This is a genomic window from Promicromonospora sp. NPDC090134 (assembly GCF_044746965.1).
GTDB lineage: Bacteria > Actinomycetota > Actinomycetes > Actinomycetales > Cellulomonadaceae > Promicromonospora.
This window is the reverse complement of the sequence record NZ_JBIVCZ010000005.1, coordinates 68,200-90,591: the sequence shown is the minus strand read 5'-3', so window position 1 is coordinate 90,591 and position 22,392 is coordinate 68,200. Positions and strand designations below refer to the sequence as shown.

The window sequence follows — 22,392 nt, the reverse complement described above, 5'->3', positions numbered from 1 at the left end:
CCAGACCGGTGCATCAGTGGAGCTGGGGATCCTGTGGGTGGGTCAGGAGGCGAGGACCTCGTCGAGAATGGCTTCCGCCTTCTCCTCCTCGGTGTGCTCGGCCAGCGCGAGCTCGGACACGAGGATCTGCCGTGCCTTCGCGAGCATGCGCTTCTCACCTGCGGAAAGACCGCGGTCGGCGTCACGGCGGGACAGGTCGCGAACGACCTCGGCCACCTTGATCACGTCGCCCGACGCGAGCTTCTCGAGGTTCGCCTTGTACCGGCGCGACCAGTTGGTGGGCTCTTCCGTGTACGGCGCGCGAAGCACCTCGAACACGCGGTCGAGACCCTCCTGGCCGACGACGTCGCGCACTCCCACCAGGTCGACGTTCTCCGCCGGGACCTCGATGGTCAGGTCGCCCTGGGCAACCTTGAGCTTGAGGTACATCTTCTCTTCGCCGCGAATCTTGCGGGTCTTGATCTCTTCGATCAGCGCCGCGCCATGGTGCGGGTAGACAACCGTCTCGCCTACTGTGAACGTCATCTGCAGATGTCCCCTTTCCCTGAAACCAGGTTACCACGGCGTGATCTGAAGAACTTGCACCCTTGGCGTTTGTCCGACCCCCTTGCGAACAGCGTTTCCGCAGGTCAGAGCGTTGTCCACCCGGGCAGGTGGGGTGATCCTCACCCCCACGACCCCGGTCGGATCGTTCCGTAGCCGTGACCGTTGCCACTCCCTGACCGGGTGGTTCGTCACCTTCGGCGATGCGCGGGCACGCCCTCGGGCCCACTAGGATATTGCGGGGATCCGACCCCGCCCGAACCAGACGAACATCAGGGAGTTCACCGTGTCCCGTCGCGCCACCGCCGCCCGAGGCGCCCGCACCATCGCCGTCGCGGCGGTCTCCGCTGTGGGAGCCCTCCTGCTGGCGGCCTGCGCCCCGACCACCACGACGAAGCCCTACGACCCGTCCGACGGCGTCGGGGTCTCCGTCCTGGGCGAGGAGGACACGGACCTGCGCGGCATCAACCTCATGGTCGTGTCCGCCGCCGAGGGCGAGGCCGGCAACGTGCTGGGCGCCCTGGCCAACGAGACCGCCGACGACGCGTCGTTCACGCTCCAGGCCCCCGGCGCCGCCCCCGTGATCGTCGAGGTCCCGGCAGGCGGCACCGTCTACCTGGGCACCGAGACCGGCGAGGCCGCCCTGCTCGACACCGTCGGCGCCGCACCCGGCAACTACCTCGACGCGACGCTGACCGTGGGCGGCGACACCAAGGAGTTCCAGCTCCCGGTCTTCGACGGCACCCTGTCGGAGTACGCCGACTACGTCCCGGTCGAGGTCGTCGTCGAGCCGTCGGCGTCCGCCTCCCCCTCCCCCTCGGAGTGACCTCGCCGAGTTAGAACTCTGGCGAGATAGAACTCTGGCGAGGCAGCACCCCGGGTGCTACCTCGCCAGAGTTCTATCTCGGCGGGACGATCACCCGAAGCGGCCCGAGACGTAGTCCTCGGTGGCCTTCTCCGCCGGCGACGAGAAGATCGTCGAGGTGTCGTTCATCTCGATGAGGCGGCCGGGCTTGCCGGTGCCCGCGATGTTGAAGAACGCCGTCCGGTCGCTCACGCGCGCCGCCTGCTGCATGTTGTGCGTGACGATGACGATCGTGTAGTCCTTCTTGAGCTCCTGGATCAGGTCCTCGATCGCCAGCGTGGAGATCGGGTCCAGGGCCGAGCACGGCTCGTCCATGAGGACCACCTGCGGCTTCACCGCGATGGCGCGGGCGATGCAGAGGCGCTGCTGCTGGCCGCCCGACAGGCCGGAACCCGGCTTCTCCAGGCGATCCTTGACCTCGTTCCAGAGGTTGGCGCCGCGCAGGGACGACTCGACCAGGTTGTCCGCGTCCGACTTGCTGATCCGCTTGTTGTTCAGCTTCACGCCCGCCAGCACGTTGTCGCGGATGGACATCGTGGGGAACGGGTTGGGGCGCTGGAACACCATGCCGACGGTGCGGCGCACGGCCACGGGGTCGACGTCGTCGCCGTACAGGTCGACGCCCTCGAGCTCCACGGAGCCGTCGACACGGGCCCCGGGGATCACCTCGTGCATGCGGTTCAGGGTGCGCAGGAACGTCGACTTGCCGCAGCCCGACGGGCCGATGAAGGCCGTGACGGACTTGGGGTCGATCGTCATGGAGACACCCTCCACGGCGAGGAAGTCGCTGTAGTAGATGTTCAGGTCTTTCACGTCGATGCGCTGTGCCATCGGATCATTCCTTCGTGTGAGCTGCGGCTGAGGCGGGTCTGCGCGTCAGCGCAGCTTCGGGGAGAACCACCGGGTCACGAGGCGCCCGATGAGGTTGAGGAGCATGACGATGATGATCAGCAGGAGCGCGGCGGCCCAGGCCCGGTCGAAGTTGATGTTCACCAGGCAGTCGATCGCATCCTCGCGGCAGGGCACCGGGCCCTGCCGGTACTGGCTGAAGATGTAGACCGGCAGGGTCATCATGCGCCCGTCGAACGGGTTGAAGTTGATCGAGTCCGACACACCGGCGGTGATGAGGATCGGGGCTGTCTCGCCGATCACCCGGGCGATGGAGAGCAGCACGCCCGTCGTGATGCCGGCGACGGAGGTGCGCAGCACGACCCGGACGACGGTGAGCCACTTGGGTACACCCAGCGCGTAGGACGCCTCCCGCAGCTCGTTCGGCACGAGCTTGAGCATCTCCTCGCAGGAGCGCACGACCACGGGGATCATCAGCACGCTCAGCGCGACCGCGGCGATGATGCCGAGCTTGGCGCCGGGGCCCAGGAAGATCGTGAACAGCGCGAACGCGAACAGGCCCGCGACGATCGACGGGATGCCCGTCATGACGTCCACGAAGAAGGTCGTGGCCCGGGCGAGCGCGCCCCGCCCGTACTCGACGAGGTAGATCGCGACCAGCAGGCCGATCGGCACCGAGATGACCGTGGCGGTCAGCGTGATCATCAGCGTGCCCACGGCGGCGTGGTAGGCGCCGCCCATGTCCATGCCGCCGAAGACGCCGCGCATCGACGTGAAGAGGAAATCACTGTTGAACCGCTCGATGCCGTTCACGAGCACGGTCCACAGGAGGGACACCAGCGGGATGACGGCGAGCGTGAAGGCGCCGTAGATGAGCACCGTCATGATGCGGTCGGTGCGCTTGCGGCCGGTGTCGGCAGCGGTCAGGAGGGCACGCGTGCGCTCGACGGCGCCGGTGTCGTCCGTGATCGAGGTCGTGGCGCTCATCAGTTGGCTCCCGAGAATTCCTTGCGCCGCGCGACGATCGCGCGGGCGCCCATGTTGACCACCATGGTGATGACGAACAGCGCCAGGCCGGTGGCGATGAGCACGTTCACCGCGAGCCCGCTGGCCTCGGCGAACCGCGACGCGATGAATGCCGCGATGGTCTGCTGCTGGCCGGAGTCGAAGATCTGGAACGAGTAGAGGATGCCGGGCGACAGGATCATCAGGACCGCCATCGTCTCGCCGAGCGCGCGGCCGAGGCCGAGCATCGCGGCGGAGATGACGCCGGAGCGGCCGAACGGCAGCACGGCCGTGCGGATCATCTCCCAGCGCGTGGCGCCCAGCGCGAGCGCGGCCTCCTCGTGCAGCGTCGGGGTCTGCAGGAAGACCTCGCGGGAGACGGCGGTGATGATCGGCAGGACCATCACCGCGAGCACGACGGACGCCGTCGCGAGCGACCGGCCCGTGTTCGTCACGTTCACGGTCCAGAACGGCAGGAAGTCGAGGACGCCCCCGATCCACACCCACACGTCGCTGATGATCGGGGCCAGCGTGCGCGCGCCCCAGAGGCCGAACACCACGGACGGGATCGCCGCGAGGAGGTCGATCACGTAGCCGATCACCGAGGCCGCACGGCGGGGCGCGTAGTGCGAGATGAACAGCGCGATCCCGATGGCGACCGGCGTCGCGAGCAGCAGCGCCATGGCCGCGGCCAGCAGCGTGCCGAACACGAGGGGGCCGACCAGGTCCCAGAGCGAGTTCATCCCCGCGGGCAGCCCGCCCTTGGCGCTCAGCTCCTCGGGCGAGGCCATCAGCGCGGGCAGGCCGCGCGCGATGAGGAACACCGCGACGGCTGCCAGGACCAGCAGCAGGAACGCGCCGGACCCGGTGGTGATCCAGCGGAACACCCGGCTGAAGCCGCGTTCGGTGTCGCCGTGGTTGCGCCGCCGGGCGGGCGGCTTCAGCCGGCCGGGCTGGGCCTCCGGCGGACTGTCGGTGGTGGTCACAAGAGCTCCTCGATGCTCATCGCTCGGAGTGGGGGGATCGGGATCAGTGACTGACATGGCTGTGCCGGCGACCGGACCTGCGACGCCGTCGGCGCCGTTCGGTCCGGCCGCCGGCCGGTGTTCACGTGCTTCGTCAGCCGACCGTGATCGACTCGATCGCGGCGGCGACCTGCTCGGCGGTGGCCGCCGAGATGGGCGAGCTGCCCGCGGCGTCGGCCGCGGCCTGCTGGCCCTCCTCGGAGGCCTGGTAGGCCAGGAAGGCCTTGACGAAGTTGCCCTGCGCCTCGTCGGCGTAGTTGGTGCAGGCGATGGCGTAGGAGACCAGCACCAGCGGGTACGTCTTCGGGTCGGTCAGCGTGCGGTCGACCTCGATGGCGAAGTCGTGCTCGGCACGGCCCTCGACGCGCGGGGAGGCGTCCACCGTGGCGGCGGCGCCCTCGGCCGAGAACGGCACGAACGTCTCGCCGACCTTGATCGCGGCGGTGCCCAGGCTGCCGACCTTGGAGGCGTCGGCGTAGGTGACGGCGCCCTCGGTGTCGGTCACGACACCGACCACACCGGACGTGCCCTCGGCGGAGTCGCCGCCCTCGAGCGGCCAGACACCGTCGGGCTCGTCGGTCCAGGCCTCGGGGGCCGTCGCGGACAGGTACTCGGTGAAGTTCTCGGTGGTGCCCGAGTCGTCGAGGCGGTGCACCGGCGTGATGTCGGTGTCCGGGAGGTCGGCGTCAGGGTTGTCGGCCTTGATCGCGTCGTCGTTCCACTTCTTGATCTCGCCGTTGAAGATGTTGGCGATGACCTCGGAGGAGAGGTTCAGCGAGTCGACGCCGGGCAGGTTGAAGGCCACGGCGATCGGGCTCACGTAGATCGGCAGGTCGATCGCGCCGTCGGGGCCGCAGACCTCGGCCGAGGCGGCGAGCTCCTCGTCGTCGAGCGCGGAGTCCGAGCCGGCCCACTGCACGCCACCGGCGAGGAACTGCTCACGGCCCGCGCCGGAACCGGCCGGGTCGTAGTTGATCGTGACGTCCGGGTTCGCGCTCTGGAAACCGGCGACCCAGGCCTCCATGGCGGACTCCTGGGAGGACGCACCGGCGCCGGCGAAGTCGCCGGAGATGGCAGCGCCACCCTCCGTCTCGGTGGGCTCGGCGCCGGTCGACGGGTCGGACCCGCAGGCTGCGAGGCTCAGCGCGAGCGCGCCCACCATGACAGCGGAGCCAACGCGGGGGAATCGGCTGATCTTCACGTGTCGTTCCATCCTGTTCAAGTCGTACGCGCGGCGAGCGCCGCGGCGTCAGTCGGGACGCTAGGCAGGTGGAGTGACCTGCTCACCAGGTCCAGGTAAACGGAGGGTGAACAAGCCCGCGGGGAGCGGGTGATACGCAACACGCTCACCATGACACGGCCTGGCGCGTGCCACCCGCCGTGTGCTCCGGGGGTCATCCGCCCGCCTGCTCCTCCGGGCGGTCCCGGGTCAGGTAGATGGCTTTCGCGGCCTCGGCGATCCAGGCCTGGACGTCGGGCGAGATCGCGGCGTTGCCCGCCGCCGCGGCCGCGCGCTGCTGCCCCTCGGCCGACGCGACGTACGCGACGAACTCCTTGACGAACCTGCCCTCCGCCTTGTCCTCGTACCGCGAGCACACGACGAGGTAGGACACGAGCACCATCGGGTAGGCGAAGGGCTTGTCGATCGTCCGGTCGAGGGCGAAGGCGAGGTCGTGCTCGTAGCGGTTCTCGATCCGCGGCGAGATGTCGACGACGGCGGCCGCGGCGGCCGCGCTGTAGGGCACGTACTCGTCGCCCACCTGGATGGCGGCGCGCCCGAGGTCGGACGTGCGCGAGGCGTCGGCGTAGGTAATGCCGCCCGGCGTGGAGCGGACCGTGTCCGTGACGCCGCCCGTCCCCTCGGCCGCGAAGCCCTCCGGCAGCGGCCAGACGCCGTCGGGCGGGTACGGCCAGGCGCCGGGCGCCGTCGCGTGCAGGTAGTCGGTGAAGTTCTCGGTGGTGCCGGAGTCGTCGGACCGGTGCACCGGGGTGATCTCCAGCGCGGGCAGCTTCGCCTCGGGGTTGGCCGCGACGATCGCGGGGTCGTCCCACCGGGTGACCTGACCCGTGAAGATCCGCGCGATGAGGTCCGAGGACAGGTTGAGCTGGTCGACCCCCTCGACGTTGAAGGCCACCGCGATCGGGCTGATGTAGACCGGCAGGTCGATCGCGTTGCCGCCGTCGCAGGCCGGGCCGGAGGCCGCCATCTCCTCGTCGCTCAGCGCGACGTCGGAGGCGCCGAAGGCGGTGTCGCCCGCGAGGAAGGACTCGCGGCCGTCGCCCGACCCGACGGGGTCGTAGCTGACCGCCGCGTCGGGGTGCTGCTCCTGGAACCCGCTGATCCAGGCCTCCATCGCCGACTCCTGGGACGACGCGCCGGCGCCGACGAACGTGCCGGCCACGACGACCTTCGCCTCGGCGGTGGCCGTCGGCTCCGCCTCGCCGCCGAACCCGGGCAGCCCGGCCGCGGCGCAGCCCGCGAGCGGCAGCACGAGGGCGCCGGCGGTGGCGGCGGAGACGAGGCGGGTGTAATGGGAGGTGCTCACGGTTCGCGAAACTACTCAGGAGCGCGGTCCCGCGAGCAAACGCCGGGTGAACGGAAGGTGACCAGCGTTCATGTTTCACCCGTGAGGTGCGCCACGTCGCGGGCGCACCTCACCGGGGGTCACCCCTCGTCGTCGGCCAGCTTGTAGCCCAGGCCGCGCACCGTGAGCAGGTACTTCGGCGTGCCCGGGTCGGGCTCGATCTTCGAGCGGATGCGCTTCACGTGGACGTCGAGCGTCTTGGTGTCGCCCACGTAGTCGGCGCCCCAGACGCGGTCGATGAGCTGGCCGCGGGTCAGCACCCGGCCGGCGTTGCGCATCAGCAGCTCGAGCAGGTCGAACTCCTTGAGCGGCAGGGCCACGCTCTCCCCGGAGACGGCCACGGTGTGCCGCTCCACGTCCATCCGCACCGGCCCCACCTCCAGCGCGCCGTCCTCGTCCTGCTCCGTGGAGTCGGTGGGCTGCCGGCGCCGCAGCACGGCACGCACCCGGGCCAGCAGCTCCCGGTAGGAGTACGGCTTGGTCACGTAGTCGTCGGCGCCGAGCTCCAGGCCCACCACCTTGTCGATCTCGGAGTCCTTCGCGGTCAGCATGATGACCGGCACGTCACCGCGGGCCCGCAGCTCCCGGCACACCTCGGTGCCCGACAGCCCGGGCAGCATCAGGTCGAGCAGCACCAGGTCCGCCCCCTCCGCGTCGTACGCGGCGAGCGCCGAGACGCCGTCGGCGGCCTCGATCACCTCGAACCCCTCGCGGGTCAGCTGGTACGTCAGCGGGTCCCGGTACGACTCCTCGTCCTCGACCACCAGGATGCGCGTCACGCACCTACCTCCTCGTTCTTCGTGGCCGCGGTGTCCGCGGCCTTGTGCCGGTCCTGCTCGTCGTGCTGGTCCTGCTGCTCGCTCGGGTCCTGCTCCTCGCCCTCCCGGACGACGTCCGCCAGGGAGGGCGGGGTGACCCGGCCTGCGCCGGGCCGGTCCGCGGACGGGATCCGCAGCGTGAAGGTCGAGCCCCGTCCGGGCTCGGACCACATCTGGACGTCGCCGCCGTGGTCGGCCGCGACATGCTTGACGATACTGAGCCCCAGGCCGGTCCCGCCGGTGTCGCGCGAGCGCGCCGGGTCCACGCGGTAGAAGCGCTCGAAGACGCGGTCCTGCGCGTCCTCGGCGATGCCGACGCCCTGGTCCACCACGGCGATCTCCACCAGGCCGCCCCGCTCGTTGACCCCGACGCCCACGCGGCTGGCAGGCCCGGAGTAGGCGACGGCGTTGTCGACCAGGTTGCGGACCGCGGTGACCAGGAGGTTGTGGTCGCCGTAGACCTCGGTGTCCAGGTCGCCGCCCATGGTGATCGCGATGTTCTTGGCCTGGGCCGTGGTGCGCGCCCGGTCGACCGCCTCCTCCACGACCTCGCGGATCGGGACGGGCGTCAGCTTGGGCACCGCGCCGGCGCCCTGCAGCCGGGACAGCTCGATGATCTCCTGCACCAGCGCGGACAGCCGCACGGCCTCGCGCTGCATGCGCTCGGTGAACCGGCGCACGGCGACGGGGTCGTCGGCGGCGTCGGCCACCGTCTCCGCGAGCAGCGCCAGCGCGCCGACCGGCGTCTTCAGCTCGTGGGACACGTTGACCACGAAGTCGCGGCGGATCGCCTCGACGCGGCGGGCCTCCGTGCGGTCCTCGGCGAGCACCAGCACCCGGTCCAGACCGAGTGGCGCCACGCGTACCTGCAGCAGCACCGTGCCCTGGCCCACCGGGCCGCGGGGCAGCTCCAGCTCCTGCTCGCGGATCACGCCGTCGCGCCGCACCAGGGCGACCAGGTCCGTGATGGCGGCGTGCACCAGGGCGTCGTTGCGCACCACGCCGAGGGCGTAGGCCGGCGGCGACGCGCGGATCACCTCGTCCTCGCCGTCGAGCACGACGGCGGCGGAGCGCAGCACGGAGAGCACACGAACGAGGCCCGCGTCGAGCTCGTCGGGTTCGGTCGGGGGCAGGGCGTGCTGATGCCGTTCGGAGACGCGGAACGCCACGGTGGCGACCACGCCGACGATCACGCCGAGAATTCCGGCGACCAGCACCGGTACCCCGGAGATGATTCCGTCCACGCCTCCAGGGTAGGTCGACGTTTCAACCGCTGACGGACGTGGGCGGGCGGTCGGAGGATCGCGTCGCCTACTGTTCATGTCGGGGAGGAAGAGCGTTAACCTCCCAGTACATCGCGCCGTCGAACCTGGGTGGGTGCGGGCGGTAGCTGTGCCGTGCACCGTTCCGGGACGTGTCCGGGCGGTCGGCCTGGCCGCGCGTCGGCCCTGCCCGCCCTCGTGGCGGCGCGACAGCGGACGCGATCCGTCCGCGCGCCCCGAGTGCGAGAGGAAACCGATGCGACAGATCTTCGATGCCGAGCTCCAGCAGGTCGGCGAGGACCTGACCGAGATGAGCAGGCTCGTCGAGTCCGCCATCACCCGAGCCGGAACGGCGCTGCTGGAGGCCGACCTGCAGCTCGCGCAGGAGGTGATCGCCTCCGACAAGACCATCGACGCCATCGAGGACTCCCTCGACGAGCGGTGCGTGCACCTGCTCGCGCAGCAGGCCCCGGTCGCGACCGACCTGCGCGTGGTCGTCAGCGCGCTGCGCATGAGCGCCTCGCTGGAGCGCATGGGCGACCTCGCCCGCCACGTCGCCCAGGTGGCGCGTGGGCGCTACCCGGCCCAGGCGATCGTCCCCGAGGCCCGGGACACCTTCGCGAAGATGCACGACGCCGCCGTCCGGGTGGCGCAGCGCACCACGAAGCTGCTCGCCACGCGCGACCTGTCGGTGGCCGAGGCCCTGGAGCGCGACGACGACATCATCGACGAGCTGCACCAGGAGACGTTCAACACGCTCCTCGCGCCGGGCTGGCAGGGCACCGTGCAGGAGGCCGTCGACGTGACGCTGGTGGGCCGCTACTACGAGCGGTTCGGCGACCACGGCGTGTCGGTCGCCCGCCGCGTGACCTTCCTGGTCACGGGCGACTTCCCGGACGAGTGACACCCTGCCGACGTAGAACCGTGGCGAGATAGAACTGGGGCGGGGGTGCTGATCAGCACCCCCGCCCCAGTTCTGTCTCGCCACGGTTCTACCTCGGCGAGTCCTGGTCAGCGGCCCTGGTTGGCGACCGCGGCGATCGCGTCCTTCGCCGCCTCCGGGTCCAGGTACGTGCCGCCCGGCTTCACCGGCGCGAGGGTCTCCTCGTCCAGCTCGTAGACCAGCGGGATGCCCGTCGGGATGTTCAGCCCGGCGATGGCCTCGTCCGAGACGCCGTCGAGGTGCTTGACGAGCGCCCGCAGCGAGTTGCCGTGCGCGGCGACCAGCACGGTCTTGCCCGCCTTGAGGTCGGGGACGATCTCGCTCTCCCAGTACGGCAGGGCGCGGTCGAGCACGAGCTTGAGGGCCTCCGTGCGGACGACGGGGGCGTCCGCGTAGCGCGGGTCCGCGTCCTGGCTGAACTCCGAGCCCAGCTCGATCTCCGGCGGCGGGACGTCGTACGAACGGCGCCAGAGCATGAACTGCTCCTCGCCGAACTCCTCGAGCGTCTGCTTCTTGTCCTTGCCCTGCAGCGCGCCGTAGTGGCGCTCGTTGAGGCGCCAGCTGCGCTTGACCGGGATCCAGTGCCGGTCGGCGACGTCGAGCGCCAGGTTCGCCGTCATGATGGCGCGGCGCAGCAGCGACGTGTGCAGGACGTCGGGGTTCACCCCGGCGTCCTTGAGGAGCGCGCCACCGCGCTTGGCCTCCTCGACGCCCTTCTCGGAGAGGGCCACGTCCACCCAGCCGGTGAACAGGTTCTTGGCGTTCCACTCGCTCTCGCCGTGGCGGAGCAGCACGAGGGTGTAGGTCATGGGCTCCATCCTGCCGCACTTTTCCGGGGCCGCTGATGCCGCCGGTCCGGTGGTCTCAGAGCGTGGACGGACCCCGGCCGCAGGCGCGGCGGGCCTCGGCGTGGTGCTTGCGGGCCCGCTCGTAGACGTCCAGCATCTCGTCGGCGGCGCGGTCCCAGCCGAACCGGGTCGCCGAGCCCCGGGCGCCGACGGCCAGGCGCGCGCGCAGCTCGTCGTCGTCCAGGAGGCTCTTGAGCACCAGGGCCCAGCTCTCGGGCTCGTGGTCGGGCACGAGGACGCCGGAGACGCCGTCCTGGACCACCGTGCGCAGACCGCCCACGGCCGCCGCGACGACCGGCGTGCCCGAGGCCTGGGCCTCGGCCGCGACCAGCCCGAACGACTCGCTGTGCGACGGCACGGCCACCAGGTCGGCGGCGCGGAAGTAGTCGGCGAGCGTCTCCTGCGGCACCGGGGGCCGCACCCGCACGTGGGCGGCCACGCCCTCCTGGTAGGCGAGCGCCTCGAGCTCGCGGACCGCCGTGGGCCGCCCGGACGCGCCGCCCAGCACCACGAGCAACGGCGGCTGCCCGTCGCCCTCCGACCAGACCCGCTCCCCCAGCGCGCGGACCAGCACGTCCGGCCCCTTGAGGAGCTGCACCCGGCCCGCGAACAGCACGATCTTGCGGTCCGTCGGCAGCGCGAGCCGCTCGCGCAGCTCGGCCCGCCGCCGGGCGCACACGGCCGGGTCGTCGGCGTCGTGCGGCGGCGCGAACACCCCGAGGTCCACGCCCGGCTGCACCACGCGCACCAGGGCGGGGTCGGCCTGGTAGTCGCGCACCAGGTCGGCGGCCTCCTGGTCCGTGTTCGCGACCAGGGCGTCGGACTCGGCGACCACCTGCTCCTCGCCGATGATCCGGCCCTGCGGCTCGGGGGCGTCCCCCGGCGCGAGAGAGGCGTTCTTCACGCGCGCCATGGTGTGCATGGTGTGCACCAGCGGCACGTCCCAGCGCTCCGCCGCGATCCAGCCCACCTGGCCCGACAACCAGTAGTGCGTGTGCAGCACGTCGTACCAGCCCTCGGGGCGGTGCGCCTCGGCGCGCAGCACGCCCGCGGCGAAGGCGCACAGCTGCCCCGGCAGGTCGTTCTTGTCGAGCCCCTCGTACGGCCCGGCGGCCACGTGCACCACGCGGACGCCGGGTTCGGCGTCGGTCACCTTGGGCTGGGCCGACGACGTCGCCCGGGTGTAGATCTCCACCTGCGCGCCCCGCCGGGCCAGCGCCTTCGACAGCTCCAGCACGTACACGTTCATGCCGCCGGCGTCACCCGTGCCGGGCTGCTCCAGCGGTGACGTGTGCACGGAGACCATCGCGATCCGGAGCGGACGCGGAGCGTCCGGCTCCACGAGACCGGGCGGCAGGCTGTCGCGCATCACGCCTCCAGGACGCACGCGGGCACGGGCAGCTCCAGCCGGTCGGTGATCTCGCCCTGGCCCGACGCGCGGTCGAGCCGGACCGCGACGAGCGCGTCCGTGTTCTGCGCGGCCACGACCACGACGTCGCCGTCGGCCAGGACCGCGTGGTGGCGCGGCCAGGCGCCGGTGCCGAGGTCGACGTCGGCGACGTTCTCGATGGTCAGGTGGCCGACTGCCCGGCTGCCCTCGGCGGCGTCCGCCGCGCGCACCCGGAGCACCGCCAGGACGTCCGGGCCCCGGACGCCCACGTGCACGAGGTCCCCGGCGACGGTGATGTGCGAGGGGTACCCGGGGGCGCCGTCGGGCAGGGTGCGGGCGGTGATCGCCACCGAGCCGACGTGCTCCAGGCGGCCCGGGCCCGCGGGGACCAGCACGTGCAGGCGGCAGTCCAGCTCGCCGGCGAGCAGGATCGTGCCGTCAGGCAGCTCGACCAGGTGGCGGGGTCCCGCACCCGGCGGCAGGACGGCGGCGATCTCGCCGTCGGCCGGGCCGGAACCGTCCAGCGGGTAGGTGCGCAGCTCGTCGGTGCCGAGGTCTGCCACGAGCACGCGGTCGCCCCACACGTGCACGAAGTGGGCGTGCGAACCCTCCTGCCGGTCCGTCACCGGACCCGTCCCCTCGTGCGGGAAGGTGCGGGCCTCCCCCGGCACACCGGAGTCGGTCAGGGACACCACGGCGGCGACACCGTCGCCGTAGTTGGCGACCCAGGCCGCGGAGCCGGTGGAGACGACGTGGCAGGGGCTCGCACCGCCCGACGCGGCCGTGCCCGCGAGAGCGAGCGAGCCGCCGTCGGACACGTGGAACGACGTGAGCACGCCCGGCTCGGTCTCGCCGACCGCCAGGAGCGTGCGCCCCGACGGGTCGAGCGCGAGGAACGAGGGCGAGGCGACCGGGACGGCGAGCCCGGCGCCCGCGAACCGTCCGGCCGCGTCGATCTCGGCGCGCCAGATGCCCTCACCGGTGCCCGGCTCGGCCCCGGCCTTCGGATAGGTGCCGATCCACAGGGCGGTGGTGGGGTTGCTCATGCGAGCAGCCTAATGACGTCCGACGAGTGCTCCGGCCGGGAAAGCACGGCGCCCCGGCCGCCCCTCGTCGAGGGGCGCCGGGGCGCGATGTGCCGTCGTGAGTACGTCGGCGTCAGCCGTTCGCCTTCGCGTAGGCGTCCTGCACCTCGGCCGAGATACGCCCACGGTCGCTGACCGTGTAGCCGTTGGCCTTGGCCCATTCACGCACCGCTGCGGTGTCGCTTCCGGAACGGGACCGGCGCGTGGTGGTGGTCCGCGCGACCGCGGACTTCACCTTGCGAGCGTGGCCGACCCACGAAGCGAGCGAATCACGCAGCTGGGCCGCGTGCTCGGCATTGAGGTCGATCTCGTAGGAGACGCCGTCGAGGCCGAAGTTCACGGTCTCGTCGGCGGCACCGCCATCGATGTCGTCTTCGAGAACAAGCTGAACCTTCTGAACCATACGGGTACTTCCCTTCCGCGCCACAAATTCCGGGGTTAGTTCGCGAGCATGCCGCACTCAATATTGACATGTCAATAATGAGCATGTGACACCGATCACGAAAACTTCACCCGGGTTCGTGAAGTGCGTGGATTTGATCCGCGAAGGCGGGTGCGGATAACCTCACCCGCGCGGATCAGTGCGAAGCGGAATTCCTGGTGTTTTCCGCCGTCGCCGTCATGCCCTCGCGGTCCATTCGCTCGAGAGCCTCACGCTCGTGGCGGTCCGCCCGGAGGATCTTTCGCATCGCAAACCAGAACAACAGGCCGACCCCGACCGAGGGCGTCAGCCCCGCGAGCACCGCAAGCGTCGTATCCATCACAAGATCCTCACATACTCGTCTGCGCGACCGAAATCCTCAGGCCTGCGGCTTCACCAGCGGGAAAAGGATGGTCTCCCGGATACCGTGGCCCGTCAGAGCCATGAGCAGGCGGTCGATGCCCATGCCCATTCCGCCCGAAGGGGGCATCGCGAATTCCATCGCGGTCAGGAAATCCTCGTCGAGCAGCATGGCCTCGTCGTCGCCGGCCGCGGCCATCCTGGCCTGCGCCTCGAAGCGCTGGCGCTGGATCACCGGGTCGACCAGCTCGGAATAGCCCGTGGCCAGCTCGAAGCCGCGCACGTACAGGTCCCACTTCTCGACCTGGCCCTTTTCCGAGCGGTGGTCGCGCGTGAGCGGCGACGTCTCGACGGGGAAATCCCGGACGAACGTCGGTGCCGTCAGGTGGTCGCCCACCCGGTGCTCCCAGAGCGTCTCGACGAGCTTTCCGTGATTCAGGATCTTCTTGTTGCCGACCTCGACATCGAGCCGCTCGGCGATCTTCTCGAGCTCCTCGACGGAGGTGGCGGCGGTGATCTCCTCGCCCAGGCTTTCGGAGAGTGTGTCGTACATCCGCAGATTTGCCCATTCCCCGCCCAGCTCGTACTCGGAGCCGTCCGGAAGGGTCACGAGCGTGGTGCCGAGAACGTCCTGCGCCGCGGTCTGCACCAGGTCCTGGGTGAGCGCGCCGATGGTGTTGTAATCGCCGTAGGCCTCGTACGCCTCGAGCATCGCGAACTCCGGCGAGTGCGACGAGTCGGCGCCCTCGTTGCGGAAGTTGCGGTTGATCTCGAAAACCTTCTCGACCCCGCCGACGACCGCCTTCTTCAGGAAGATCTCCGGCGCGATCCGCAGGAAGAGCTCCAGGTCGTACGCATTCATGTGCGTCGAGAAAGGGCGCGCCGTGGCGCCGGAGGCAATGGTCTGCAGCATCGGCGTCTCGACCTCGAGAAAGCTGCGCCGATAGAAGTTCTCCCGCAGGGAACGCACCACGCCGGAGCGCAGGCGCACCATGTCGCGGGCCGCGGGACGCGCGATGAGGTCCACGTACCGCTGCCGGACCCGCGCCTCCTCGGACAGGTCCTTGTGCAGCACCGGGAGGGGCCGCAGGGACTTGGCCGCCATGCGCCACTCGTCGGCGAAGATGCTCAGCTCGCCCCGCCGCGACGCGCCGACGCGGCCGTGCAGGAAGAGGTGGTCGCCCAGGTCGACGTCGGACTTGAAGGCGGCCAGCGCCTCCTCGCCGAGCACGGCCAGGCTCAGCATGCCCTGGAGGCGGTTGCCCTCGCCGTCCTGCAGCGTGACGAAGCACAGCTTGCCGCCGATGCGGACGAACACGACGCGGCCGGCCACGCCGACGACGTCGTCCGTCTCCTGGCCCGCCTCGAGGTGCCCGTACTTCTCCCGGACCTCCGCGATCGTGTCGGTGACCGGAAGGCTGACCGGGTAGGCCTCGGTGCCCTGCGCCAGGAGGCGCTCACGCTTCTCGCGCCGGATCCGCAGCTGCTCGGGCAGGTCGTCGGTCGGCGGGGTCGCGGCGTTCTCGGCAGCGGGGTTCTCGGTCGTCACGGAGGCGATTCTATCGGTGCGCATCACCCGCCGAGTTCTCTTTATCCGCCCGGTTGGACACACCGGACCGGGCGGATATCCCGGATTCCCGGAGAAAAAGGATCAGGCGCGCAGGTCCAGGGCCAGGTCCAGGATGGGCGCGCTGTGCGTCAGCGCGCCCACCGACAGGAAGTCCACACCCGTGGCCGCGACCTCCCGCGCCTTGCCGAGCGTCAGGTTGCCCGTCGCCTCGAGCTCGACGTGCGCCGGGACGCCGTCCTTCCCCTCCCGCTCGCGGACGGCGGCGACCGTCTCCGCGAGGCGGGCCGGCTCCATGTTGTCGAGCAGCAGGAAGTCCGCGCCCGAGGCCAGGGCCTCCAGCGCCTGGGCCGTCGTGTCGGCCTCGACCTGGATCTGGACCTCGGGAAACATCTCGCGCACGGCCCGGGTCGCCGCGGCGACCGAGCCGGCCGCGACCACGTGGTTGTCCTTGACCATGGCCACGTCGTACAGGCCCATGCGCTTGTTGGTGCCGCCGCCCGCGCGCACGGCGTACTTCTGCAGGGCGCGCAGGCCGGGGGTGGTCTTGCGGGTGTCGAGCACCTGGGCACCCGTGCCCTCCAGCTCGCGGGCGAACGCGCGCGTGGCGGTCGCGACGCCGGACGCGCGGCTGGCCAGGTTGAGCAGGGTGCGCTCGGCCACGAGCAGCACCTGCGTGCGGCCCTCCAGGCTCGCCAGCACCTGACCCGCGGTCACGGCGTCGCCGTCCTGCGCGTGGAACACGACGCCCGGGGCGGGCAGGGCCAGCCGGGCGGCGACCTGGTCCAGCACCTCCTGCACCACCACGAGGCCCGCGACCACACCCTCCTCGCGCGCCACGAGGTCGGCCAACCCCGTGGCCGACGGCGGGATGGTCGCCTGCGAGGTCACGTCCCGGCCCGGGGCGAGGCCCAGGTCCTCGTCGAGGGCGACCTCGACCGTGCGGGCGACCCAGGCGGGGTCGAGGCCGGGAGTGACCGTGGAGGCGGTGGCGAAGACGGGGAGGGTGCTCACCGGGTCACCGTATCCGGAGGGCGGCCGACGGCTAGCCTGGGCGGCGTGCGCATCGCCCTGCTCGTCGACGGCCTGGAGTCCACCCGCCAGTACCACGCGGACGACGGCCGGTCGGTCGTCGACGCGAGCGCCAGGCTCACCACCGCGGGCAAGCCGGTCGCCGTCGACGTCGTGCGCGACGCGGAGTGCGGCCCGCTCCTGGCCACGCTGACCGGGTCGCAGTACGACGCGGTGGTCTTCGCCTCCAACGCGCTACGACACCCTGACGGGCGCGTCGGGGCCGCCGTGCGGGAGCACGCCGAGGAGATCACGGCGTTCCTCGCCCAGGGTCGGGGTCTCGTCCTGCTGCACCAGTTCACCGCAGCCGACCTGCACCTCGAGACACCGGACGGATCGTCGCTGACCTTCGACCGCCGCGGCGCCGCCCCGGCCCGTCCCCGGATCGCCGAGCCGGCCAGCCCGGTCGTCCGCTACCCGTTCCACATCGAACTGGACGCCGAGCTGAGCAGGTCCGGCCAGCTCGGCGACCTCACCTCGTGGCTCTCGATCCCGTCGTCGGCCCTGTCCGGGCTGGTGACCGTCGTCGAGAGCGAGGACGGCGAGCCGCTGCTCGCCGTCTCCGCCGAGCACGTCCCCTGGCGTGTGGTCGTCTCCGCGATGCCCCTGGACTGGCACGGTGCCGTCGGGCTCCTCGCCAACTGCATCGAGTACGCGTGCACCGGCACGCCCGAGGTCGTCGTGTGGCCGTCCAGCACGGACACACCGTTGGCCGCGACGCTGGGTCACCTGCGGAACGCGCACCGGGTACGCCAGGACGACCCGGCGGAGTCCTGGTTGCGGGCCCGGCCCAACCTGCACGTCGTGTCGACGGCCGACACGGCGGATCCCCACCGGTTCATCGAGGCGACGCGCAACGGCGGGCTGGTGCTCGCGACAGAGGCCGCCGACGACGCCGGCACCGTGCTCTTCACGGGCCGGGCGAGTGCGCGGCAGCATGTCCTGGCCCGCGACTTCTTCGCGACCGACCCGGCGTCGCTGCTCCGTGGACCGGCGCTCGACCCCTTCCCGACCCGCAACGTCGTGGTCGCGGCCAGCTACTACTGCCGCACGGTCCCGTCCACCGGGACCGAGCAGTGGGACCCCCGGCAGGACCGGGAGCTGCACGCCCTGCTCCCGTCCCTGTTCTACGACGGCATGACCATCTCGTCGGCGCTGGCCGCCGTGCAGATCCTCTGCGCCGTCGACGCCCAGGACGGCCTGACGGCGGATGCCGTCGCACGGGTCCGGGCCCTCTCCCCGGGCGATAAGCTCTCCGAGGTCCTGCTTCTCGGCTGCGAGACGGCCGCGAGCAGTGCGGACGTGCGCGCGTTCGCCGAGGGCCTGGACAGGCTGGACCGGTCGGGGCTGAGCGCACCCGACATCCTGCGCCTGCTCGACTGGGTGGGCTTCCTCGTCCTGGTGCAGGACGTCGACTCCGCGGCACCCGTTCTCCGGGGCGCCGTGTCACGGCTCGTGAGCGCCCTGCGGCAGGTCACGGCCGATGACGACGTCTGGCTCAGCCACGAGGGCACGGCAACCGTGGTGCTGGCCACCGCGGCCGTCGGCCGGGACGCCGGCGACCTGCAGACGATCGCCCGGTCCGTGGCGAGCCTGCGAGCCGAGTACCACGAGGTCGTGGCCTCGGAGGCCAGCAACCTGGGCGCGGCCGCCCGCTACGGCCAGGCGCTCGCCGCGATGGAGTCGGTGGCGCCCCTTGTGCTGGACACGCTCGTCGCGGCCGCGACACTCGACCACGCTCCGGACGGGGACACGGGTGCGGTCGACGACCACCGCCATGCGGCCTCCCTCGCCGCCCGGAACCGCGCGCTCATGGGCGTCGTCGAGTCCGAGCGGGCGCGGCGGGCGCGGCTCGGCCCGGTGATCGTGATCGGGACGGTCGTCTCGTGGCTGCTCGCCCTGGGGGTCGTCCTGGCAGGAGCGGGGCTCATCCTCTTCGTCTGGCGATGGCCCGACGTCGCGCAGCTCGTGACCGCACCGGCCGTGCTCGCGTGGCTGTTCCTGGTCGCCGCCGTCGCGCGCCTGCTGGAGCGCATGGCGGTGCTGCCGCGGCCGCTGGGCAAGCTGGCGACCCGGCTGAGCTCGGAGGTCCGGCGACGCGTCCGCGGCTGAGACCCACTACGGCTCGCCGTAGCCGCCCCCGCCCGGGGTCTCGATGACCAGCACGTCCCCGGCGCCGAGCTCCACGCGGTCGCAGCCGGCAAGGCTCTCCACGGTGCCGTCGGCGCGCCGCACGCCGTTGCTGCCCAGCGCGCCCGGCGCGCCCCCGGCCATCCCGTAGGGCGCCACGCGCCGGTGCCCGGTCAGGAGGCTGGCACTCATCGGCTCGCGGAACTCCAGTGCCCGCGAGACACCGTCCCCGCCACGCCAGCGCCCTTCCCCACCGGACCCCGTGCGCACCGAGAAGTCCCGCACCAGTACGGGGAACCGCATCTCCAGCACCTCGGGGTCGGTGAGCCGCGAGTTGGTCATGTGCGTCTGCACGGCCGGTGCGCCGTCGAACCCGTCCCCGGCCCCGGAGCCGGACGCGATGGTCTCGTAGTACTGCCGCGTCGCGTCGCCGAAGGTCAGGTTGTTCATCGTCCCCGAACCCTCGGCCTGGACGCCGAGCGCGCCGTACAGCGCACCCGTGATCGCCTGGCTGGTCTCGACGTTCCCGGCCACCACGGCGGCCGGGTACCGCGGCGACAGCATGGTGCCGGGCGGGATCACGATCGACAGGGGCCGCAGGCAGCCGTCGTTGAGCGGGATGTCGTCCGCGACCAGGGTCCGGAACACGTACAGCACGGCGGCGGTCGCCACGGACGACGGCGCGTTGAAGTTCGTGGCGAGCTGGGCGGACGTGCCGGTGAAGTCGATGGTGGCGCGCCGGGCGGCCCGGTCGACCCGGACGTGCACGGCGATGGTCGCGCCGCTGTCGGTGGTGTACTCCAGCTCGCCGTCGGACAGCGTGTCGATCACGCGGCGTACCGCCTCGGCCGCGTTGTCCTGGACGTGGCGCATGTAGGCCTGGACGACGTCGAGCCCGTACCGGGCCACCATCGCGTGGATCTCCTCGACGCCCTTGGCATTCGCGGCCACCTGGGCGCGCAGGTCGGCGAGGTTGGTGTCGATCCCCCGGGAGGGCCAGCGCGCCGAGGCCAGCAGGTCCCGGGTCTCGGCCTCACGGAACCGCCCGCCCTGGACGAGCAGCCAGTTGTCGAGGAGCACGCCCTCCTGATGGATGTCCGTGCTGTTGGCGGGCATGGATCCCGGCGCGATCCCGCCGATCTCGGCGTGGTGGCCGCGGGACGCCACGTAGTACAGGATCTCGTCGTCACCGGTTCGGGGCTCGTCACCGGCACCGGGCTCGGCGAAGACCGGGGTGATCACGGTGATGTCCGGCAGGTGGGTCCCGCCGTGGAACGGGTCGTTGACCGCGAACGTGTCGCCCGGCCGCATCGTCCCGCGGCGCCGGACGATCACCTCTTTCACGGAGGTGCCCATGGAGCCGAGGTGCACCGGGATGTGCGGCGCGTTCGCCACCAGGTTGCCGTCGGGGTCGAACAGCGCGCACGAGAAGTCGAGGCGCTCCTTGATGTTCACCGACTGGGCCGTCGCCTCCAGGCGCGAACCCATCTGCTCGGCGATCGACATGAAGAGGCTGTTGAAGATCTCCAGCAGCACCGGGTCGGCGACGGCGGACACCTCGTCGCGTGCGCGCGGCTCGGACCTGCGGACGACGAGGTGTCCCGTGGTGCTCGCCTCGGCGCGCCAGCCCGGCTCGACCACCGTGGTCGCGTTCTCCTCGACCAGGACCGCCGGCCCGACCACGACCTGACCAGGAGCGAGGCTCTCCCGCCGGTACAGGGGGCAGTCGTGCCAGGCCCCGCCGGCGAACACCCGCACGGTCTCGACGGGCGGTTCGGAGTCCGTGGTGCCCGCTCCGACATCCGGCCTGGTGCCCGGCGCGGAGAGGCCCGACGCCGAGAGGTCCGGCTGCGCCGTGAGGGCCACGGACTCCACCGAGATCGCCTCGACAACGAGCGCGCGGTCCAGCAGGAACGAGTACATGGTCCGATGCGCCGCCTCGAACTGGTCCACCATCGCGTCGAGGCCGCCGAGCCGCACCACCACCGTCGTGTCGGTGCCGTCGTAACGCAGGTGGACGCGCCGGTTGACCACGACCCCGGCCTCGGCCGGCACGCCCTGCCCGGCCAGGTCGGCTCGGGCGGTGTGCTCCAGGGCGTCGGCGACCTCGGCGAGCCGGGCCAGCGCCCCGGGCACCAGCGGGGTCTCGACCGCCTGCTCGCGCATGACCGTGGTGTCGGCGAGGCCGATCCCCAGCGCGGAGAGCACGCCGGCCATCGGCGGCACCAGCACCGTCTCGATCCCCAGGGCGTCGGCCACCGCGCAGGCGTGCTGCCCGCCCGCGCCGCCGAAGGAGGTCAGGGCGTACCGGGTGACGTCGTGTCCCTTGCGCACCGTGATCTTCTTGACCGCACCGGCCATGTTCGCCACGGCCACCGCGAGGAATCCCTCGGCCACCTCCTCCGGCGTCCTGCCGTCACCGATGACGTCCGTGAGCTCGGCGAACTTCCGGCGCACGACGTCGGCGTCGAGCGGCTGGTCGCCCTGCGGGCCGAACACCGACGGGAAGTGCGTCGGCTGGATCCTGCCGAGCAGCACGTTCGCGTCCGTCACGGTCAGCGGGCCACCGCCGCGGTAGCAGGCGGGCCCCGGGACGGCGCCCGCGGAGTCGGGGCCGACGCGGTACCGGCTGCCGTCGAAGTGCAGGATCGATCCGCCGCCCGCCGCGACGGTGTGGATGTCGAGCATGGGGGCCCGCACCCGCACCCCGGCGACGTCGGTGTCGAAGACGCGCTCGAGCTCGCCCGCGTAGTGCGACACGTCGGTCGAGGTGCCGCCCATGTCGAACCCGATCACGTGGTCGAAGCCGGCGAGCGCCGACATCCGCACCATGCCGACGATCCCGCCCGCCGGTCCGGACAGGATCGCGTCCTTGCCACGGAAGCGGTGGGCCTCGGTCAGGCCGCCGTTCGACTGCATGAACTGCAGCGGGACACCCGTCAGGTCGCCGGCCACCCGGTCGACGTACCTGCGCAGCACCGGGGAGAGGTAGGCGTCCACCACCGTCGTGTCGCCGCGGGGCACCAGCTTGACCAGCGGGCTCACCTCGGCTGACCGGCTCACCTGGGTGAAGCCCGCGCGCGTGGCCACGTCGGCGACCGCCCGCTCGTGGTCCGGGTAGAGGTAGGAGTGGACGCAGACGACGGCTGCCGCGCGGTACCCGTCACGGTAGGCCTGGTCCAGCTCGACCCGCAGAGCGTCGAGGTCGGGCGCCCGCAGGACGGTGCCCTGCGCATCGATCCGCTCGTCGACCTCGACGACGCGCGTGTACAGGGGTTCCGGCAGCACGATGTGCCGGTCGAAGATGCGCGGCCGGTTCTGGTACGCGATGCGCAGGGCGTCACCGAAGCCACGCGTGACGACCAGGACCGTGGGCTCGCCGGCCCGCTCCAGCAGCGCGTTCGTCGCGACGGTGGTGCCCATGCGGACGGCGTCGACGGGCTCCGTACCGGTCTGCCCCGCCGCGGCGAGCACCCGCTGGATGCCGGCCACGGCGGCGTCCGCGTACCGGTCGGGGTCCTCGGAGAGCAGCTTGTACGTCGACAGCGCGCCATCCGGGTGGCGTGCGACGACGTCGGTGAACGTGCCACCCCGGTCGATCCAGAATTCCCAGCCCATGGGCCCT

At 71.6% G+C, this 22,392-nt stretch carries 19 protein-coding genes; 3 read left to right on the top strand and 16 right to left on the bottom strand.

All coding sequences use genetic code 11. From position 1 onward, the window contains the following. Positions 1-42: 42 nt before the first annotated feature. Complete coding sequence (locus ACIPN7_RS15110) at positions 43-525, bottom strand: CarD family transcriptional regulator (protein ID WP_020017968.1); 483 nt, start codon at positions 523-525, stop codon at positions 43-45. Between the two features lie 304 nt (positions 526-829). Here ACIPN7_RS15110 and ACIPN7_RS15105 point away from each other — a divergent pair, with 304 nt between their 5' ends. Then, positions 830-1,369: a hypothetical protein gene (locus ACIPN7_RS15105; protein WP_400543490.1), complete on the top strand. Its 540-nt coding sequence runs from the start codon at positions 830-832 to the stop codon at positions 1,367-1,369. A gap of 90 nt (positions 1,370-1,459) precedes the next feature. Here the strand turns inward: ACIPN7_RS15105 and pstB are convergent, their stop codons facing one another. From pstB to ACIPN7_RS15070, 7 genes are all read right to left on the bottom strand, one after another. Continuing rightward, positions 1,460-2,239 (bottom strand): phosphate ABC transporter ATP-binding protein PstB, encoded by a 780-nt coding sequence (gene pstB, locus ACIPN7_RS15100; RefSeq protein WP_400543487.1) that lies wholly within the window; start codon positions 2,237-2,239, stop codon positions 1,460-1,462. A 45-nt stretch (positions 2,240-2,284) separates the two neighbouring features. After that, complete coding sequence (gene pstA, locus ACIPN7_RS15095) at positions 2,285-3,244, bottom strand: phosphate ABC transporter permease PstA (protein WP_400543484.1); 960 nt, start codon at positions 3,242-3,244, stop codon at positions 2,285-2,287. Further along, positions 3,244-4,248 carry a phosphate ABC transporter permease subunit PstC gene (gene pstC, locus ACIPN7_RS15090; protein ID WP_400543481.1) on the bottom strand — a complete coding sequence of 335 codons (1,005 nt, stop codon included), beginning with the start codon at positions 4,246-4,248 and terminating at the stop codon, positions 3,244-3,246. Before pstC ends, pstA begins: the two co-directional genes overlap by 1 nt. A gap of 133 nt (positions 4,249-4,381) precedes the next feature. Then, on the bottom strand, positions 4,382-5,500 hold the full coding sequence (pstS, locus tag ACIPN7_RS15085; protein WP_400543478.1) for a phosphate ABC transporter substrate-binding protein PstS: 1,119 nt from the start codon (positions 5,498-5,500) through the stop codon (positions 4,382-4,384). 181 nt (positions 5,501-5,681) lie between these two features. Next, the gene (gene pstS / locus ACIPN7_RS15080; RefSeq protein WP_400543475.1) at positions 5,682-6,833 is read right to left on the bottom strand and encodes a phosphate ABC transporter substrate-binding protein PstS; all 1,152 of its coding nucleotides are present in this window, start codon (positions 6,831-6,833) and stop codon (positions 5,682-5,684) included. Positions 6,834-6,952: 119 nt separating this feature from the next. Beyond that, the gene (locus ACIPN7_RS15075; RefSeq protein WP_400543472.1) at positions 6,953-7,651 is read right to left on the bottom strand and encodes a winged helix-turn-helix domain-containing protein; all 699 of its coding nucleotides are present in this window, start codon (positions 7,649-7,651) and stop codon (positions 6,953-6,955) included. Then, the gene (locus ACIPN7_RS15070; RefSeq protein ID WP_400543469.1) at positions 7,648-8,934 is read right to left on the bottom strand and encodes a sensor histidine kinase; all 1,287 of its coding nucleotides are present in this window, start codon (positions 8,932-8,934) and stop codon (positions 7,648-7,650) included. The genes ACIPN7_RS15075 and ACIPN7_RS15070 overlap by 4 nt, the downstream gene beginning before the upstream one ends. Before the next feature lie 274 nt (positions 8,935-9,208). Here ACIPN7_RS15070 and phoU point away from each other — a divergent pair, with 274 nt between their 5' ends. Continuing rightward, positions 9,209-9,856, top strand: a complete 648-nt coding sequence (phoU, locus tag ACIPN7_RS15065) for a phosphate signaling complex protein PhoU (RefSeq protein ID WP_400543466.1) — start codon at positions 9,209-9,211, stop codon at positions 9,854-9,856. A 107-nt stretch (positions 9,857-9,963) separates the two neighbouring features. Here the strand turns inward: phoU and ACIPN7_RS15060 are convergent, their stop codons facing one another. From ACIPN7_RS15060 to nadC, 7 genes are all read right to left on the bottom strand, one after another. After that, positions 9,964-10,704 (bottom strand): phosphoglyceromutase, encoded by a 741-nt coding sequence (locus ACIPN7_RS15060; protein WP_400543463.1) that lies wholly within the window; start codon positions 10,702-10,704, stop codon positions 9,964-9,966. Positions 10,705-10,759: 55 nt separating this feature from the next. Then, positions 10,760-12,112, bottom strand: coding sequence for a D-inositol-3-phosphate glycosyltransferase (mshA, locus tag ACIPN7_RS15055; protein WP_400543460.1), 1,353 nt, complete (start codon positions 12,110-12,112; stop codon positions 10,760-10,762). Further along, positions 12,112-13,179, bottom strand: coding sequence for a lactonase family protein (locus tag ACIPN7_RS15050; RefSeq protein WP_400543457.1), 1,068 nt, complete (start codon positions 13,177-13,179; stop codon positions 12,112-12,114). Before ACIPN7_RS15050 ends, mshA begins: the two co-directional genes overlap by 1 nt. A 112-nt stretch (positions 13,180-13,291) precedes the next feature. Then, the gene (locus ACIPN7_RS15045) at positions 13,292-13,621 is read right to left on the bottom strand and encodes an Lsr2 family protein (protein WP_400543454.1); all 330 of its coding nucleotides are present in this window, start codon (positions 13,619-13,621) and stop codon (positions 13,292-13,294) included. A gap of 175 nt (positions 13,622-13,796) precedes the next feature. Further along, positions 13,797-13,979 carry a hypothetical protein gene (locus ACIPN7_RS15040; protein WP_285105366.1) on the bottom strand — a complete coding sequence of 61 codons (183 nt, stop codon included), beginning with the start codon at positions 13,977-13,979 and terminating at the stop codon, positions 13,797-13,799. 39 nt (positions 13,980-14,018) lie between these two features. Beyond that, positions 14,019-15,572: a lysine--tRNA ligase gene (lysS, locus tag ACIPN7_RS15035; RefSeq protein WP_400543451.1), complete on the bottom strand. Its 1,554-nt coding sequence runs from the start codon at positions 15,570-15,572 to the stop codon at positions 14,019-14,021. Between the two features lie 78 nt (positions 15,573-15,650). After that, positions 15,651-16,580 (bottom strand): carboxylating nicotinate-nucleotide diphosphorylase, encoded by a 930-nt coding sequence (nadC, locus tag ACIPN7_RS15030; RefSeq protein WP_400543448.1) that lies wholly within the window; start codon positions 16,578-16,580, stop codon positions 15,651-15,653. A gap of 45 nt (positions 16,581-16,625) precedes the next feature. Here nadC and ACIPN7_RS15025 point away from each other — a divergent pair, with 45 nt between their 5' ends. Then, the gene (locus tag ACIPN7_RS15025; RefSeq protein WP_400543445.1) at positions 16,626-18,749 is read left to right on the top strand and encodes a hypothetical protein; all 2,124 of its coding nucleotides are present in this window, start codon (positions 16,626-16,628) and stop codon (positions 18,747-18,749) included. Positions 18,750-18,755: 6 nt separating this feature from the next. Here ACIPN7_RS15025 and ACIPN7_RS15020 read toward each other — a convergent pair whose 3' ends face one another. Then, positions 18,756-22,385, bottom strand: coding sequence for a hydantoinase B/oxoprolinase family protein (locus ACIPN7_RS15020; protein ID WP_400543442.1), 3,630 nt, complete (start codon positions 22,383-22,385; stop codon positions 18,756-18,758). Positions 22,386-22,392 lie beyond the last annotated feature (7 nt).